Genomic DNA, 13921 nt, shown 5'->3' with positions numbered 1-13921 from the left:
GTAACGGGGTGCCAGGGTGCCGGGGTGCACGGTGCGGGGCGTTGTGGGGCGCCGCACGCGAGGTGCTCCGCACCACTGCGTACGAGGCGCCGCGCGACGATGCGTACGTCGCGCGCGACTTGCGGAAACGTGGCGGCGGAAGGTCCGTCCCGCCGCCCCGTACGTGGCGGCGCCGCCCCGTGCTCCGTACGCCGCGTCGCACCAGCCCCACGTCGCGCGGGACCTGCGGCAACGCACTCGCCGGCGGGTGCGCCCCGGCACTCCCTACGCACCGCCCTGACGCCGCCACGACGAATCCCTCGCGCCGCCCCGTCGCAAGCCCAGCCCCCGCCCCGCCACCTCGCCTCCGCCCCACCCTCTGGAGCCCCCGATGACCGCCCCCGTCCTCGCCCTGGACGCCGTCTCGTACAGGTACCGGAACTCCGCGCGTCCCGTCGTCGAAAAGATCGACGTCGCCGTGGAGGCGGGGCGCAGCCTCGCGCTCGTCGGGGAGTCGGGCGCGGGCAAGACCACCCTGCTGCGGCTGCTGCTCGGCCTGGAGAAGCCCACCGAGGGCACCGTGCGGTTCGACGGCGCCCCGCTCGCGCTGCGTGACCGCGCCCAGATGCGGCGGTTCCGGCGCGGCGTCCAGTGCGTGTTCCAGGACCCGTACTCCTCGCTCGATCCTCGCCGTCGCGTCGGTACCTCCGTCGCGGAGCCGCTCCGCTCCCTCGGGATCGACTCGACCGCGAGCGCCGTGCCGAAGGTCGCCGCGGCCCTGGAGGCGGTCGGGCTCCCCGCCGACACCGCCTCGCGTTACCCGCACGAGTTCTCCGGCGGTCAGCGCCAGCGCATCGCCATCGCGCGGGCCACGGTCTGCTCCCCGCGGGTGCTGCTGGCCGACGAACCGGTCAGCGCCCTCGACGTGACCACCCGGGTCAAGGTCGTCGACCTGCTGGCGCGGCTGAAGGAGGAGCAGGGGCTGACGATCGTGATGGTCTCGCACGACTTGTCTGTGGTCGCCACCCTCTGCGAGCGCACCGCCGTCCTCGACAGCGGCCGCGTCGTGGAACAGGGCGACACCGCACACGTGCTCGGCGCGCCCCGAGATCCTTACACCCGCAGACTCCTCACCAGCGTTCCGAGGCTGCCCCGCGCCCAGGACGCCTGAGCGGCCGCCCACGGCCCGCACCGCGCCCACGACGGGTAGGGTCGCCGCCATGGCGCGCCTCACCGGGGACCGGACCCAGAATCCGGACCACCTCACGATCGGCCCCCTCGACCTCGCGGCCCGCGTGGACGAGGCCCTGGGGGTGCAGGCCGTCGCCTTCGGCCTCGGCGCCGAGGAAGTCGCGGTCCGCCGCCACATCGTCCTCCGCCACCTCGACTGCCCCGGGGCCCGCGCACTGGGCGCCACCACTCCCTCGGGGCGGCTGGCCGGGTTCGTCTACGGCATGCCCAACAACCGGGGCCACTGGTGGTCCACCGTCGTCGAGTCCTACCTGCGCGCCCAGGGCAACGAAGGCTGGCTCGACGGCTCCTTCGTCATCACCGAACTCCACGTCCACCCCACGTACCAGGGCCGGGGCGCCGGACGGGGCCTCATCACCGCGCTCACCGAGACCTGCGGACTGGACCGGTCGGTCCTCTCCGCCATCGACACCGACAGCCCGGCCCGCCGGCTGTACCGCTCACTGGGCTACACCGACCTCGCCCGGCAGGTTCTTTTCCCCAGCGCACCACGCCCGTACGCGGTCATGGGCGCCCCGCTGCCCCTGCCCCGGAGCTGACCGTCGCGGACAACCGATTTCCGCCAGCCCCACGCCCGGGGCTAACCTCCTGGACGAGTCACCCTTTCCCTCCAGGAGTTCATCATGGCCCAGGTCCAGCGCATGTCCCGGTTGATGGTCAAGACACTGCGCGACGACCCGGCGGACGCCGAGACGATCAGCCACAAGCTGCTGGTCCGCGCCGGCTACGTGCGCCGCACCGCCGCGGGCATCTGGTCGTGGCTGCCGCTCGGCAAGAAGGTCCTCGACAACATCTCGCACATCGTCCGCGAGGAGATGGACGCCATCGGCGCCCAGGAGGTCCTGCTGCCGGCCCTGCTGCCCAAGGAGCCCTACGAGGCGTCGGACCGCTGGGAGGAGTACGGCGACCTGCTGTTCCGGCTGAAGGACCGCAAGGGCGCCGACTACCTCCTCGGCCCCACCCACGAGGAGATCTTCACCCAGGTCGTCAAGGACCAGTGCACGTCCTACAAGGACCTGCCGGTGATGCTGTACCAGATCCAGACCAAGTACCGCGACGAGGCCCGCCCCCGCTCCGGCGTCCTGCGCGGCCGCGAGTTCCAGATGAAGGACTCGTACTCGTTCGACACCACGGACGAGGGCCTGGAGGAGTCGTACCAGCTCCACCGCGCCGCGTACCAGAAGATCTTCGCGCGCCTCGGGCTCGACTACCGCATCGTCTCCGCGGTCTCCGGCGCCATGGGCGGCTCGGCCTCCGAGGAGTTCCTCGCCCCCGCGCCGGCCGGTGAGGACACCTTCGCGGACTGCCCGAACTGCTCCTACGCCGCCAACACCGAAGCCGTCACCTTCGCCCTCAGCCCGGTCGAGGGCGCCGAGCACGGCCCCGTCGAGGTGCTGGACACCCCCGACACGCCGACCATCGAGACGCTCGCCGCCCACCTGGGCGTGCCCGCCTCCGCGACGCTGAAGAACCTCCTGGTCAAGGTCGACGGCGAGATCGTCGCCGTCGGCGTGCCCGGCCACCGCGACGTCGACCTGGGCAAGCTCGGCGAGCACCTGGCCCCCGCCGAGGTCGAACTCGTCACCGCCGAGGACTTCGAGGGCCGGCCCGACCTGGTCCGGGGCTACGTCGGCCCGCAGGGCCTCGACAAGGTCCGCTACATCGCCGACCCGCGTGTCGCCCCCGGCACCGCCTGGGTCACCGGCGCCAACGAGGACGGCAAGCACGCCCGCAACGTCGTCGCCGGCCGTGACTTCGAGGTCGACGACCACCTCGACGTGGTCGTCGTCGAGGAGGGCGACCCCTGCCCCAGTTGCGGCACCGGCCTCAAGCTGGACCGCGCCATCGAGATCGGCCACATCTTCCAGCTGGGCCGCAAGTACGCTGACACCTTCCAGCTCGACGTCCTCGGCCAGCAGGGCAAGCCGGTCCGCGTCACGATGGGCTCCTACGGCATCGGCGTCTCCCGGGCCGTCGCCGCCCTCGCCGAGCAGACCGCCGACGGCCAGGGCCTGTGCTGGCCCGCCGAGGTCGCCCCCGCCGACGTGCACGTGGTCGCCGCGGGCAAGGCGCTCCAGACGGAGCTGGCCCTGGAGGTCGCCGAGAAGCTGAGCGCGGCCGGCGCCCGCGTCCTCGTCGACGACCGTGCCGGAGTCTCTCCCGGCGTGAAGTTCACCGACGCCGAACTCATCGGCGTCCCGAAGATCCTCGTCGCCGGCCGCCGCAGCGCCGACGGCGTCGTGGAACTGAAGGACCGCCGCACCGGCGAGCGCGAGGAACTTCCCGTCGCCGAGGCCATCGCCCGCCTCACCGCCTGACGTCCCTCGCCGCTCTGCCCCACCCACGGCCCTCGCTCCAGGCGCACTGCGCCCGGAGCGAGGGCCGTTGCGCGCGTCGCCCCCCCCCCCGCACGGGAGTGGCCGCGCCGGTCGGGGCCTCCGGGGCGGGGGAGCCCCTTACCGGGTTCGACGGGCCGGCCAGGCACGCCGCGGAGCCAGCCCCGACCGCCGAGAAGGGGCACCACCGCCCCGAACGGACCGCCCCGCCGCCCGCCGTCCCGCGCCCCGTCGGTGCTCCGTGCGCCCCTCGCGGGGCCCCGTACGGGTGCCAGGCGAGGAAGAGCCGCATACGACCGGCGGCGAGGCCCGTGCCGCCGGTCAACCGCCGCGGCCGCTGAGGCAGCCCGGCGCCGCCGCTCCGCGGCGCGTGGTGCCGCCCCCGCGGCCCGGGGCACCGCTCGCACGGCCCGCCCCGTACCGGGTTTCGTACGGGGGCACGGGGCGGAGGCGCCCCTTACGCCTGCTCGCTCCACGATGCGGATGCGGCAGTCAGCCGGCACCCGCTCTGGCGCGCTCGGCCTAACCGCATCGGCGGGGACGGGGCCCCGCCTGACTGCCTCGGCAGCCCTTCCCCGACCGCGTCTTGTACAGGCCTGCGGGGCGGCGCAGCCCCTTACCCTTCGACGGAGCCAAGTACATCCCCGTACCGATTACGGGGCGGCACAACCCCCTCCGTGTCCGGGAGCCACGTACCTTCCGGTACGGGCCTACGGGGCGGTGCAGCTCCTTACTTCCCGCGTCGCTCAAGGTGACGCCCCGCCCGCTCGTCCGGCCCTCCCGCCGTCACCGCCGCCCCGTCCTCAGAGCCACCCCGCGTACTCCAGCAGCGCCTCGCCCGTCGGACGGCGTCCCCGCCGCAGAGCCGCCACGCCGCCGTACGTGGCGCGGAAGAGCGTCCAGGCGCGCAGGCGTTCGCGGTCCACGTCCAGGGAGTCCGCCAGGCGGGACAGGCGGCGTCGCGAGGACGAGCCGCCCGTGTCGGCGCCGACCAGGTCCTCCACGCGGTCCAGGCCGAGCCGGGCCAGGTCGTAGGCCCGTTCGCCGGTGACCGGTGACGGACCGACCGCCAGCCACGGCGCCCGGGCGCCGGCCAGGACCTTGCCCTGCCCGTAGGCGCCGTGCAGCAGCAGGTTCTCGGGCGCGTCCGTGAGCAGGCCGGAGCGGGCGGTGAGGGCGGCGTCGGCCAAGGGGCGGTACAGCTCGGGGGCCTCGGCCAGGCAGGCGGCCTGCGCCGCGGTGCGCTCGGCCACCGTGGGGACCACGCCGTCGGCCGGTGCCTCGACCCAGAGCTTGCGCAGCGTGTCCGCGGCCTCCAGAAGCGCCTTGGCCTGCGCCAGCGACCGCAGCGACACGTCGGGCCGCAGCCGTTCCAGCAGCAGCGTTCCCGGGGCCGGACGGTCCAGCAGGCGGCAGGCGCCCCACCCGTCCCACCGCTCCAGCGCGAGCGCCTCCGCCTCCGGCACGGCCGACGGCGGCGCCAGTTTCAGCACCGCCGGGGTGTCCTCAGGGAGCCGCACCAGTACGACCACGCTGCTGCGCCCACCCGGGGCGTGCACCCGTTCCGGTACCGCCCCACAGGCGCCCAGCGCCTCCTCGACGAGGTCCGGCAGCCGCTGACGCCACGCGGCGTCGCCGTCGTGCGGAGTCTCGTCGAGAGCCCGGACAAGGCGCTCCGGAGGTTCGAACGCCATCGCGGGTACGGCTCCTTCCAGCAATCAGGTCTGCGGTGCCACGGGAGCGGTCGGTTCGTCCGAGCGCTCGGTGAGCCCAGGGAAGGCTACGCTGCCGCCCCGCCAGCGCACGGCACGGACCGCCGCCTCCCGCAGCGCCTCGGCCGCCGCCGCCCGCCGGTCGCCCTCGCAGGCCCGCACCAGATCGCCGTAGACGGCCGCCGTCCGCTCCTCCAGCTCCGCCGCCAGCCGCACCGCCCCGGCGCCGTCGGCGACGGGGAACGGCAGGGTGTACCCGGCCGCCGCGGCCTGCGGTGTCCCGCCCAGGTCGCGCGCCATACGCTGCCACACGTCGCGGCGGGCCCGGTGCGCGTCGTGCGCCGTGCGGGCCTCCGCGCGACGTTCCTCGCCGATCCGGCCGCCCACCACGCCGTAGCCGTAGACCGCGGCGTGCTCGGCGCGCAGCGCCGCCTGGACCGCGCGCAGTTCAGCGCTCTCGGTGGCGTGGTCCGCCCCGTCGTCCCGCACCGCACGGGGCGCCCCGCCAGGCGTACGCGTCGTCATTTCTTCCCCTCCGTCAGCAGATAGGCGTGGGCCGCTCCGGCCGCCGCCGCGGAGGCCAGCAGCCGGGCCAGTTCGCCCGGCGCCTCCAGCAGGTCCTTGCCGCGCCGCGCCGCGAGTTCGCGCTCGGCGTCGGCGAGGCCGCGCACCGCGTCGTCCGCGTCCGCCGCGGCGTGCGGCGTGGACTGCGGCGCGGGGGCCGGCGGCGCGGCGTTCGGCGGCACCTCCTCGGCCGGGCCCGACGTGAAGGCGTCCCGGTGCGTCGCGACCTGCTCGCGCAGCGGCGCCAGGCGCCCCGCCAGCTCCGGGTGGGCCGTGATCACCGCGTCGTACCGGGCGAGCAGCCGCTCGCTGCCGGCCCGCGCCGCCGCCAGCAGCCGGGGCGCCGCCGCCGTCCGCGCCCGCTCCGCCGCCCCGTCGCCCGACGCGGACCCGGCCGAGCAGCCGGTGAGCAGCGCGGCGGAGACGGCACCGGTGACCGCGCCGGTCAGCACGGTCCTGCGGCGCGGGCCGTCACGGTCGGACCGGGGGAGGGGCGGAGTGAGCGGCACGGCGGAGTCCTCGGGGAGCAGCGGACCGACGGGGGAACGGGGGACAGCGGCGCACGGCGGGCCGGCGGTACGGGGCGCGGAAGACGCCGTACGGGTGCCCGCGTCGCCCCGCCATGATCAAGGTACCCGCGCCCCCGGGACCCCGCTCGGGCGGAGCCGTCCGTCCGGCGGCACGCCCGTACCACCCGGTGCCCGGCCGCGACACCCCTGCGGACCGGATACCCTTACCGGACACGCGCCCGACCCACAACAGCACACGCGGCCGAGGAGTCACCCGGATGAGTACCACGTTGAGCGACAGGCTGCGCGAGCTGATCGAGCCGCTCGTCAGCTCCCAGGAACTCGATCTGGAAGAGGTGACGGTCACCCCCGCGGGCAAGCGGCGCGTGCTGCGCGTCGTGGTGGACTCCGACGACGGGGTCCAGCTCGACACCTGCGCCGACCTCAGCCGCTCGATCTCCGCGCGTCTCGACGAGACCGACGCGATGGGCGAGGGCGAATACGTCCTGGAGGTCACCTCCCCCGGCGCCGACCGCCCCCTGACCGAGTACCGCCACTTCGTGCGCGCCACCGGCCGGCTGGTCAAGTTCCACCTGACGCCCGACGCGGGCGCCGAGGAACTGGTGGCCCGGATCGAGGCGGTCGACGAGGACGGACTGGACCTGGAGGTCCCCGGAGTCAAGGGCCGCAAGCCCAAGCAGCGCCGCCTGCCGCTGAGGGACGTCGCGAGGGCGCGCGTCGAGATCGAGTTCAACCGCAAGAACGCGTCCGCCGACCGGACACAGAACGAAGAGGAGGCGTAGCCGTGGACATCGACATGAGTGCCCTGCGGGGCTTGGTGCGGGAGAAGGAGATCTCCTTCGACCTGCTGGTCGAGGCGATCGAGTCGGCGCTCCTCATCGCCTACCACCGGACCGAGGGCAGCCGCCGCCACGCGCGCGTGCTCCTGGACCGGGAGACCGGGCACGTGACGGTCTGGGCCAAGGAGGACCGCGAGGACCTGGAGGAGGGCGCCGAGCCGCGCGAATTCGACGACACCCCGTCGGACTTCGGCCGGATCGCCGCCACCACCGCCAAGCAGGTGATCCTCCAGCGGCTCCGTGACGCGCAGGACGACGCCACACTCGGCGAGTACGCGGGCCGCGAGGGCGACATCGTGACCGGCGTCGTCCAGCAGGGCCGCGATCCGAAGAACGTGCTGGTGGACATCGGCAAGCTGGAGGCCATCCTGCCGGTGCAGGAGCAGGTCCCCGGCGAGGAGTACCCGCACGGCGCCCGGCTCCGCAGCTACGTGGTGCGGGTGGCCAAGGGCGTACGCGGCCCCTCCGTCACGCTGTCCCGTACGCACCCGGGGCTGGTGAAGAAGCTCTTCGCGCTGGAGGTCCCCGAGATCGCCGACGGTTCGGTGGAGATCGCGGCCATCGCCCGCGAGGCCGGGCACCGTACGAAGATCGCGGTCCGCTCCACCCGTTCCGGGCTGAACGCGAAGGGCGCCTGCATCGGCCCGATGGGCGGCCGGGTCCGTAACGTCATGGCCGAGCTGAACGGCGAGAAGATCGACATCGTCGACTGGTCCGACGACCCGGCCGACATGGTGGCCAACGCCCTCTCGCCCGCCCGGGTGAGCAAGGTCGAGGTGGTCGACCACGCCGCGCGCTCCGCCCGCGTCACCGTCCCCGACTACCAGCTCTCGCTCGCCATCGGCAAGGAGGGCCAGAACGCCCGCCTCGCCGCCCGGCTCACCGGCTGGCGCATCGACATCCGTCCCGACACCGAGCAGGCCGGGGCGGACGAGGCGGACGAGGCGGGCGAAGCGGACCGCGCGGACGGGCGCGGCGAGAACCGCGACCGCCGCCAGGAATGGAGCCGGGAGCGCCGCTGACGCGGCCCGGCCTCACCCGCGCGGCGCCGCGCGGGTGTGATGTCGCTCACGCTGCCCGCCTCCGGGGCGCACAGGGGGCGCACGGGGTCACCCCGGGGCACGCTGGAGATCAGGTGGAGAGCCGGCCGTGCCCTGCCCCGGAGGGGTGGGGCCGGCGCGGGGAGGTAGACTTGAACGTGTCTGGCCGGACGCTTGCTCGCTCACGCCCTGAACGCACGTGCGTGGGATGCCGGGAGCGGGCGGCCAAGAACGAACTGCTGCGCATCGTCGTGGACGGGGACGCGTGCGTCCCCGATCGGCGCGGTACGCTGCCGGGCCGGGGTGCGTACATCCACCCCGTGCCGGTCTGCATCGACCAGGCGGTCCGCCGCCGCGCGTTCCCTCGGGCCTTCCGAGCCCAGGGACCGCTCGACACGGCGGAGGTACGCCGGGCCGTCGAGACCGTTGCCGGCCGGGCAACACCGTAAGAGCGCCGCGTGGACTTCCCGCGCGGCCCAGGTACCTCGCGAGTTGGAAGTAGGTCGAGATTGCGATGAGCACTCGATGAGTACGCGATGAGTACGCCCATGAAGTAGCGACGGTCCGGCGCACCCCGGACCTAAAAGGAGCGAAGTGGCTAAGGTCCGGGTATACGAACTCGCCAAGGAGTTCGGCGTCGAGAGCAAGGCCGTCATGGCCAAGCTCCAAGAACTCGGTGAATTCGTCCGATCGGCGTCCTCGACCATCGAGGCGCCCGTTGTACGCAAGCTGACCGATGCATTCCAGCAGGGCAACGGCGGCGGCAAGGCCGCGCCCAAGCCCGGCGCGCCGCGCAAGGCCGCGCCCAAGCCGACCCCCGCGTCGGCACCCTCCCCGGCTCAGGCGGCCCGTCCGGCCGCCCCGAAGCCGGCCCCCAAGCCCGCCGCCGAGAAGCCCGCGCCCGCTCCGGGCCCGCGCCCGGCGCCGGGTCCCAAGCCCGGACCGGCGGCGCCCGCGAAGCCCGCGCCCGCCGCGCCGGAGTTCACGGCACCCCCGGCCGCTCCCGCGGCCAACGCCCCGAAGCCCGGCGCGCGCCCGGCCCCGAAGCCGGGCAACCGTCCGGCTCCCGGCCAGGGCCAGGGCCAGGGTCAGCGCGGCGAGCAGGGCGGCCGTGGTGGCGAGCGCCAGGGCGCGCCGCGTCCCGGCGGCCAGGCCCCGCGTCCCGGTGGTCGTCCCGCCGGACCGCGTCCCGGCAACAACCCCTTCACCTCCGGTGGCTCCACCGGCATGGGCCGTCCGCAGGCCCCCCGTCCCGGTGGCGCCCCGCGTCCCGGCGGCGGCCAGGGCGCTCCCGGAGCTCCCCGTCCGCAGGGCGGTCCGGCCGGCGCTCCGCGTCCGCAGGGCGGCCAGGGCGGCGCGGGCCGCCCGAGCCCGGGCAACATGCCCAGGCCGCAGGCCCCGCGTCCCGCTGCCGGCGGCAACCGTCCGAACCCGGGCATGATGCCGCAGCGTCCCGCCGCGGGCCCGCGTCCGGGTCCCGGTGGCCGTGGCCCCGCCGGCGCTGGCCGTCCGGGCGGCGCCGGTGCCGGTCGTCCCGGTGGTGGCGGCGGCTTCGCCGGCCGTCCCGGTGGCGGTGGCGGCGGTCGTCCCGGTGGTGGCGGCGGCTTCGCCGGCCGTCCCGGTGGTGGCGGCGGCTTCGGTGGCCGTCCCGGCTTCGGCGGCCGTCCCGGCGGCCCCGGTGGCCGTGGTGGCACCCAGGGCGCCTTCGGCCGTCCCGGCGGTCCCGCGCGTCGCGGTCGCAAGTCGAAGCGGCAGAGGCGCCAGGAGTACGAGGCCATGCAGGCCCCGTCGGTCGGCGGCGTGATGCTGCCGCGCGGCAACGGCGAGGCCGTTCGCCTGTCGCGTGGTGCCTCCCTCACCGACTTCGCCGAGAAGATCAACGCCAACCCGGCGTCGCTCGTCGCGGTGATGATGAACCTCGGCGAGATGGTCACGGCCACGCAGTCGGTCTCCGACGAGACGCTGCAGCTCCTCGGCGACGAGATGAACTACACCGTTCAGATCGTCAGCCCCGAGGAGGAGGACCGCGAGCTGCTCGAGTCCTTCGACATCGAGTTCGGTGAGGACGAGGGCGGCGACGAGGCTCTCGTGGCCCGTCCGCCGGTGGTCACCGTCATGGGTCACGTCGACCACGGCAAGACCCGCCTGCTCGACGCCATCCGCAAGACCAACGTGGCGTCCGGCGAGGCCGGCGGCATCACCCAGCACATCGGTGCCTACCAGGTGGCGACCGAGGTGAACGGCGAGGACCGCCGCATCACCTTCATCGACACCCCCGGTCACGAGGCGTTCACCGCCATGCGTGCCCGTGGTGCCAAGTCGACCGACATCGCGATCCTCGTGGTGGCGGCCAACGACGGTGTGATGCCGCAGACCATCGAGGCGCTCAACCACGCCAAGGCGGCCGAGGTCCCGATCGTCGTCGCGGTCAACAAGATCGACGTCGAGGGCGCCGACCCGACCAAGGTGCGCGGCCAGCTCACCGAGTTCGGGCTGGTGGCCGAGGAGTACGGCGGCGACACGATGTTCGTCGACATCTCCGCCAAGCAGGGCCAGAACATCGAGTCCCTGCTGGAGGCCGTCGTCCTCACCGCCGACGCCTCGCTCGACCTGCGGGCCAACCCGGAGCAGGACGCGCAGGGCATCGCCATCGAGGCCCACCTCGACAAGGGCCGCGGTGCCGTCGCCACCGTGCTCGTCCAGCGCGGTACCCTCCGCGTCGGCGACACGATGGTCGCCGGTGACGCCTACGGCCGGGTCCGCGCGATGCTCGACGACAAGGGCGAGAACGTCGAACAGGCGACGCCTTCGACCCCGGTCCTCGTGCTGGGTCTCACCAACGTCCCGGGCGCCGGCGACAACTTCCTGGTGGTCGACGAGGACCGTACGGCCCGTCAGATCGCCGAGAAGCGTGCCGCCCGCGAGCGGAACGCGGCGTTCGCCAAGCGCACCCGCCGGATCTCCTTCGAGAACCTCGACGAGGTCCTCAAGAACAGCGAGATCAAGCAGCTCAACCTCATCATCAAGGGTGACGCCTCCGGTTCCGTCGAAGCCCTGGAGTCCTCGCTGCTCCAGCTCGACGTGGGCGAAGAGGTCGACATCCGGGTGCTGCACCGCGGTGTGGGTGCGGTCACCGAGTCGGACATCGACCTGGCGATGGGCTCCGACGCCATCGTCATCGGCTTCAACGTCCGTGCGGCCGGCCGTGCCGCGCAGATGGCGGAGCGCGAGGGCGTCGACGTCCGGTACTACTCGGTGATCTACCAGGCCATCGAGGAGATCGAGGCGGCCCTCAAGGGCATGCTCAAGCCCGAGTACGAAGAGGTCGAGCTCGGTACGGCGGAGATCCGCGAGGTCTTCCGCTCGTCCAAGCTGGGCAACATCGCGGGTGTCCTCGTCCGCTCCGGAGAGGTCAGGCGCAACACCAAGGCGCGCCTGGTCCGCGACGGAAAGGTCGTGGCGGAGAACCTCAACATCGACGGTCTGCGCCGCTTCAAGGACGACGTCACCGAGATCCGCGAAGGCTACGAGGGCGGTATCAACCTCGGAAACTTCAACGACATCAAGATCGACGACGTCATCGCGACGTACGAGATGCGCGAGAAGCCGCGCGCCTGACGCGAGGCTGCGTGACCGGGGCCGGTCGGCGGGGCAAATCCCGTCGATCGGCCCCGGCCGTTGCGTGTACGGTTCAGCTGGCCCCGCCCGCCGCGGCGGGGCGCTGACCGTGCCGCCCGCCGGACCACGTCCGGCGGCCGGCACCACGACCCCGTACCGGCGGGACATCCGGACACACATGTATGTGGGGACGCTCTCCTTCGACCTGCTCCTGGGCGACGTACGGTCGTTGAAGGAGAAACGCTCAGCCGTCCGGCCGATCGTCGCCGAGCTCCAGCGGAAGTACTCGGTGAGCGCGGCGGAGGTCGGCGACCAGGATCTGTACCGCAGGTGCGAGATCGGGGTCGCCCTGGTGTCGGGGGACCCCGGGCACCTCTCGGACGTGCTGGACCGGTGCGAGCGGCTGGTGGCCGCCCGGCCCGAGGTGGAGCTGCTGTCCGTACGGCGGCGGTTCCACGGCGAGGATGACTGAACAACCGGGACACCGCACGGTGTCCCGTCGCACACCAAGAAGGGAACGGACCGGTGGCCGACAACGCGCGGGCCCGCAAACTGGCCGATCGCATCCAGGTCGTCGTGGCGGAGACCCTGGACCGACGCATCAAGGACCCACGGCTGGGCTTCGTCACGATCACGGACGCCCGCGTCACCGGCGACCTGCGGGAGGCCACGGTCTTCTACACGGTCTACGGTGACGACGAGGAGCGGGCCGCCTCAGCGGCCGCCCTGGAGAGCGCCAAGGGCGTCCTCCGCTCCGAGGTGGGACGGCAGACCGGGGTGCGGTACACCCCGACCCTCGCCTTCGTCCCCGACGCGCTGCCCGACAACGCCCGCACCATCGACGACCTGCTCGACAAGGCGCGGAACAAGGACGCCGAGGTCCGCCAGGCGTCGGCGGGAGCGAAGTTCGCGGGCGAGGCGGACCCCTACCGCAAGCCCGGCGAGACGGACGCCGACGAGCGGGACGAGGACGACACCGCCGAATGAAGCAGTCCAGCACGGTGCCGGACGGCCTGGTCATCGTCGACAAGCCGTCCGGCTTCACCTCTCATGACGTCGTCGCCAAGATGCGCGGCATCGCCCGGACACGCCGCGTGGGACACGCCGGCACCCTGGACCCCATGGCGACCGGGGTCCTCGTCCTGGGCGTGGAACGCGCGACCAAACTCCTCGGCCACCTCGCGCTGACGGAGAAGGAGTACCTGGGCACCGTCCGCCTCGGCCAGAACACCGTCACCGACGACGCCGAGGGCGAGATCACCGCCTCCACGGACGCCTCGGACATCGGCCGGGCGGCGGTGGACGCCGGGGTCGCCGCGCTGACCGGCGACATCATGCAGGTGCCGTCCAAGGTCAGCGCCATCAAGATCGACGGCAAGCGGTCGTACACGCGGGTCCGCGAGGGCGAGGAGTTCGAGATCCCGGCCCGCCCGGTCACCGTCTCGTCCTTCACCGTCCACGACGTCCGTGCGGACAAGGCCGCCGACGGCACCCTCGTCCTCGACCTGGTCGTCTCCGTCGTCTGCTCCTCGGGTACGTACATCCGCGCGCTCGCCCGTGACCTCGGCGCCGCCCTCGGCGTCGGCGGCCATCTCACGGCGCTGCGGCGCACCCGCGTCGGGCCTTACGGGCTGGACGCGGCGAAGACCCTGGAGCGGCTCCAGGAGGAGCTGACGGTGATGCCCGTCGCCGAGGCCGCCGCCGCGGCCTTCCCGCGCTGGGACCTCGACGAACGGCGCGCGAAGCTCGTCCTCAACGGCGTGCGTATCGACATGCCCGAGGAGTACGCGGGTCAGGGGCCCGTCGGCGTCTTCGACCCGGCCGGACGCTGCCTGGCCCTGGTGGAGGAACAGAAGGGGCGCGCCAGGAGCGTCGCCGTCTTCGCCTGACCCGCCCGGCCTCCCGCTGTGGAGCGGTGCGTCCCTGACCCACCGCTCCACAGCGCCCCTCCCTGAAGGTTGTCTTCCCGTACGCGCCCGGAGATTCACCCTCCCGGGCGGGCGCTCGGAGTGAACAGGCGGAGTGCAGGGGGGCGCGTTCGGCCCACTCCGC

13 protein-coding genes are annotated in these 13921 nt (G+C 73.8%); 10 read left to right on the top strand and 3 right to left on the bottom strand.

Annotation, left to right across the window (positions count from 1 at the left end):
• The first annotated feature begins 370 nt into the window (after nt 1–370).
• The 3 genes from Sdia_RS24340 to Sdia_RS24330 all read left to right on the top strand — a co-directional run bounded on the left by Sdia_RS24340 (nt 371) and on the right by Sdia_RS24330 (nt 3548).
• The gene (locus tag Sdia_RS24340; RefSeq protein WP_100457625.1) at nt 371–1150 is read left to right on the top strand and encodes an ABC transporter ATP-binding protein; all 780 of its coding nucleotides are present in this window, start codon (nt 371–373) and stop codon (nt 1148–1150) included.
• A 49-nt stretch (nt 1151–1199) separates the two neighbouring features.
• Nucleotides 1200–1769 (top strand): GNAT family N-acetyltransferase, encoded by a 570-nt coding sequence (locus Sdia_RS24335; RefSeq protein ID WP_100457624.1) that lies wholly within the window; start codon nt 1200–1202, stop codon nt 1767–1769.
• 84 nt (nt 1770–1853) lie between these two features.
• A complete protein-coding gene (locus tag Sdia_RS24330; protein WP_100457623.1) occupies nt 1854–3548 on the top strand; it encodes a proline--tRNA ligase in 1695 nt (564 codons plus the stop codon).
• A gap of 821 nt (nt 3549–4369) precedes the next feature.
• Here Sdia_RS24330 and Sdia_RS24325 read toward each other — a convergent pair.
• From Sdia_RS24325 to Sdia_RS24315, 3 genes are read right to left on the bottom strand one after another with little or no spacing between them, the layout of a single operon-like run.
• Complete coding sequence (locus Sdia_RS24325) at nt 4370–5260, bottom strand: aminoglycoside phosphotransferase family protein (protein WP_100457622.1); 891 nt, start codon at nt 5258–5260, stop codon at nt 4370–4372.
• Between the two features lie 24 nt (nt 5261–5284).
• Nucleotides 5285–5803 (bottom strand): ferritin-like domain-containing protein, encoded by a 519-nt coding sequence (locus Sdia_RS24320; protein ID WP_203605280.1) that lies wholly within the window; start codon nt 5801–5803, stop codon nt 5285–5287.
• Nucleotides 5800–6351: a hypothetical protein gene (locus Sdia_RS24315; RefSeq protein ID WP_115068180.1), complete on the bottom strand. Its 552-nt coding sequence runs from the start codon at nt 6349–6351 to the stop codon at nt 5800–5802. The genes Sdia_RS24320 and Sdia_RS24315 overlap by 4 nt, the downstream gene beginning before the upstream one ends.
• A 278-nt stretch (nt 6352–6629) precedes the next feature.
• On the opposite strand from Sdia_RS24315, the gene rimP reads away from it, so the two are divergent.
• From rimP to truB, 7 genes are all read left to right on the top strand, one after another.
• On the top strand, nt 6630–7154 hold the full coding sequence (rimP, locus tag Sdia_RS24310) for a ribosome maturation factor RimP (protein WP_100457619.1): 525 nt from the start codon (nt 6630–6632) through the stop codon (nt 7152–7154).
• 2 nt (nt 7155–7156) lie between these two features.
• Nucleotides 7157–8233 carry a transcription termination factor NusA gene (nusA, locus tag Sdia_RS24305; protein ID WP_115068181.1) on the top strand — a complete coding sequence of 359 codons (1077 nt, stop codon included), beginning with the start codon at nt 7157–7159 and terminating at the stop codon, nt 8231–8233.
• Nucleotides 8234–8409: 176 nt separating this feature from the next.
• Nucleotides 8410–8700: a YlxR family protein gene (locus Sdia_RS24300; RefSeq protein WP_164495079.1), complete on the top strand. Its 291-nt coding sequence runs from the start codon at nt 8410–8412 to the stop codon at nt 8698–8700.
• Nucleotides 8701–8845: 145 nt separating this feature from the next.
• Entirely contained in the window at nt 8846–11869 is a 3024-nt protein-coding gene (infB, locus tag Sdia_RS24295; protein ID WP_189500506.1) for a translation initiation factor IF-2, read from the top strand.
• A gap of 178 nt (nt 11870–12047) precedes the next feature.
• Nucleotides 12048–12341, top strand: a complete 294-nt coding sequence (locus tag Sdia_RS24290; RefSeq protein WP_100457615.1) for a DUF503 domain-containing protein — start codon at nt 12048–12050, stop codon at nt 12339–12341.
• 53 nt (nt 12342–12394) lie between these two features.
• Nucleotides 12395–12856: a 30S ribosome-binding factor RbfA gene (gene rbfA / locus Sdia_RS24285; protein ID WP_100457614.1), complete on the top strand. Its 462-nt coding sequence runs from the start codon at nt 12395–12397 to the stop codon at nt 12854–12856.
• Entirely contained in the window at nt 12853–13758 is a 906-nt protein-coding gene (truB, locus tag Sdia_RS24280) for a tRNA pseudouridine(55) synthase TruB (RefSeq protein WP_189500505.1), read from the top strand. Before rbfA ends, truB begins: the two co-directional genes overlap by 4 nt.
• Nucleotides 13759–13921: the final 163 nt, after the last annotated feature.

It is taken from the genome of Streptomyces diastaticus subsp. diastaticus, from assembly GCF_011170125.1.
GTDB lineage: Bacteria > Actinomycetota > Actinomycetes > Streptomycetales > Streptomycetaceae > Streptomyces > Streptomyces diastaticus.
The sequence above is the reverse complement of the archived record's forward strand: the minus strand, read 5'-3'. Positions and strand labels throughout refer to the sequence as shown.

Excerpts from the sequence above, each read along its gene's own strand:
- Sdia_RS24340 (WP_100457625.1), top strand. The coding sequence starts at position 371 with ATGACCGCCCCCGTCCTCGCCCTGGACGCCGTCTCGTACAGGTACCGG.
- Sdia_RS24335 (WP_100457624.1), top strand. The coding sequence starts at position 1,200 with ATGGCGCGCCTCACCGGGGACCGGACCCAGAATCCGGACCACCTCACG.
- Sdia_RS24330 (WP_100457623.1), top strand. The coding sequence starts at position 1,854 with ATGGCCCAGGTCCAGCGCATGTCCCGGTTGATGGTCAAGACACTGCGC.
- Sdia_RS24325 (WP_100457622.1), bottom strand. The coding sequence starts at position 5,260 with ATGGCGTTCGAACCTCCGGAGCGCCTTGTCCGGGCTCTCGACGAGACT.
- Sdia_RS24320 (WP_203605280.1), bottom strand. The coding sequence starts at position 5,803 with ATGACGACGCGTACGCCTGGCGGGGCGCCCCGTGCGGTGCGGGACGAC.
- rimP (WP_100457619.1), top strand. The coding sequence starts at position 6,630 with ATGAGTACCACGTTGAGCGACAGGCTGCGCGAGCTGATCGAGCCGCTC.
- Sdia_RS24290 (WP_100457615.1), top strand. The coding sequence starts at position 12,048 with ATGTATGTGGGGACGCTCTCCTTCGACCTGCTCCTGGGCGACGTACGG.
- truB (WP_189500505.1), top strand. The coding sequence starts at position 12,853 with ATGAAGCAGTCCAGCACGGTGCCGGACGGCCTGGTCATCGTCGACAAG.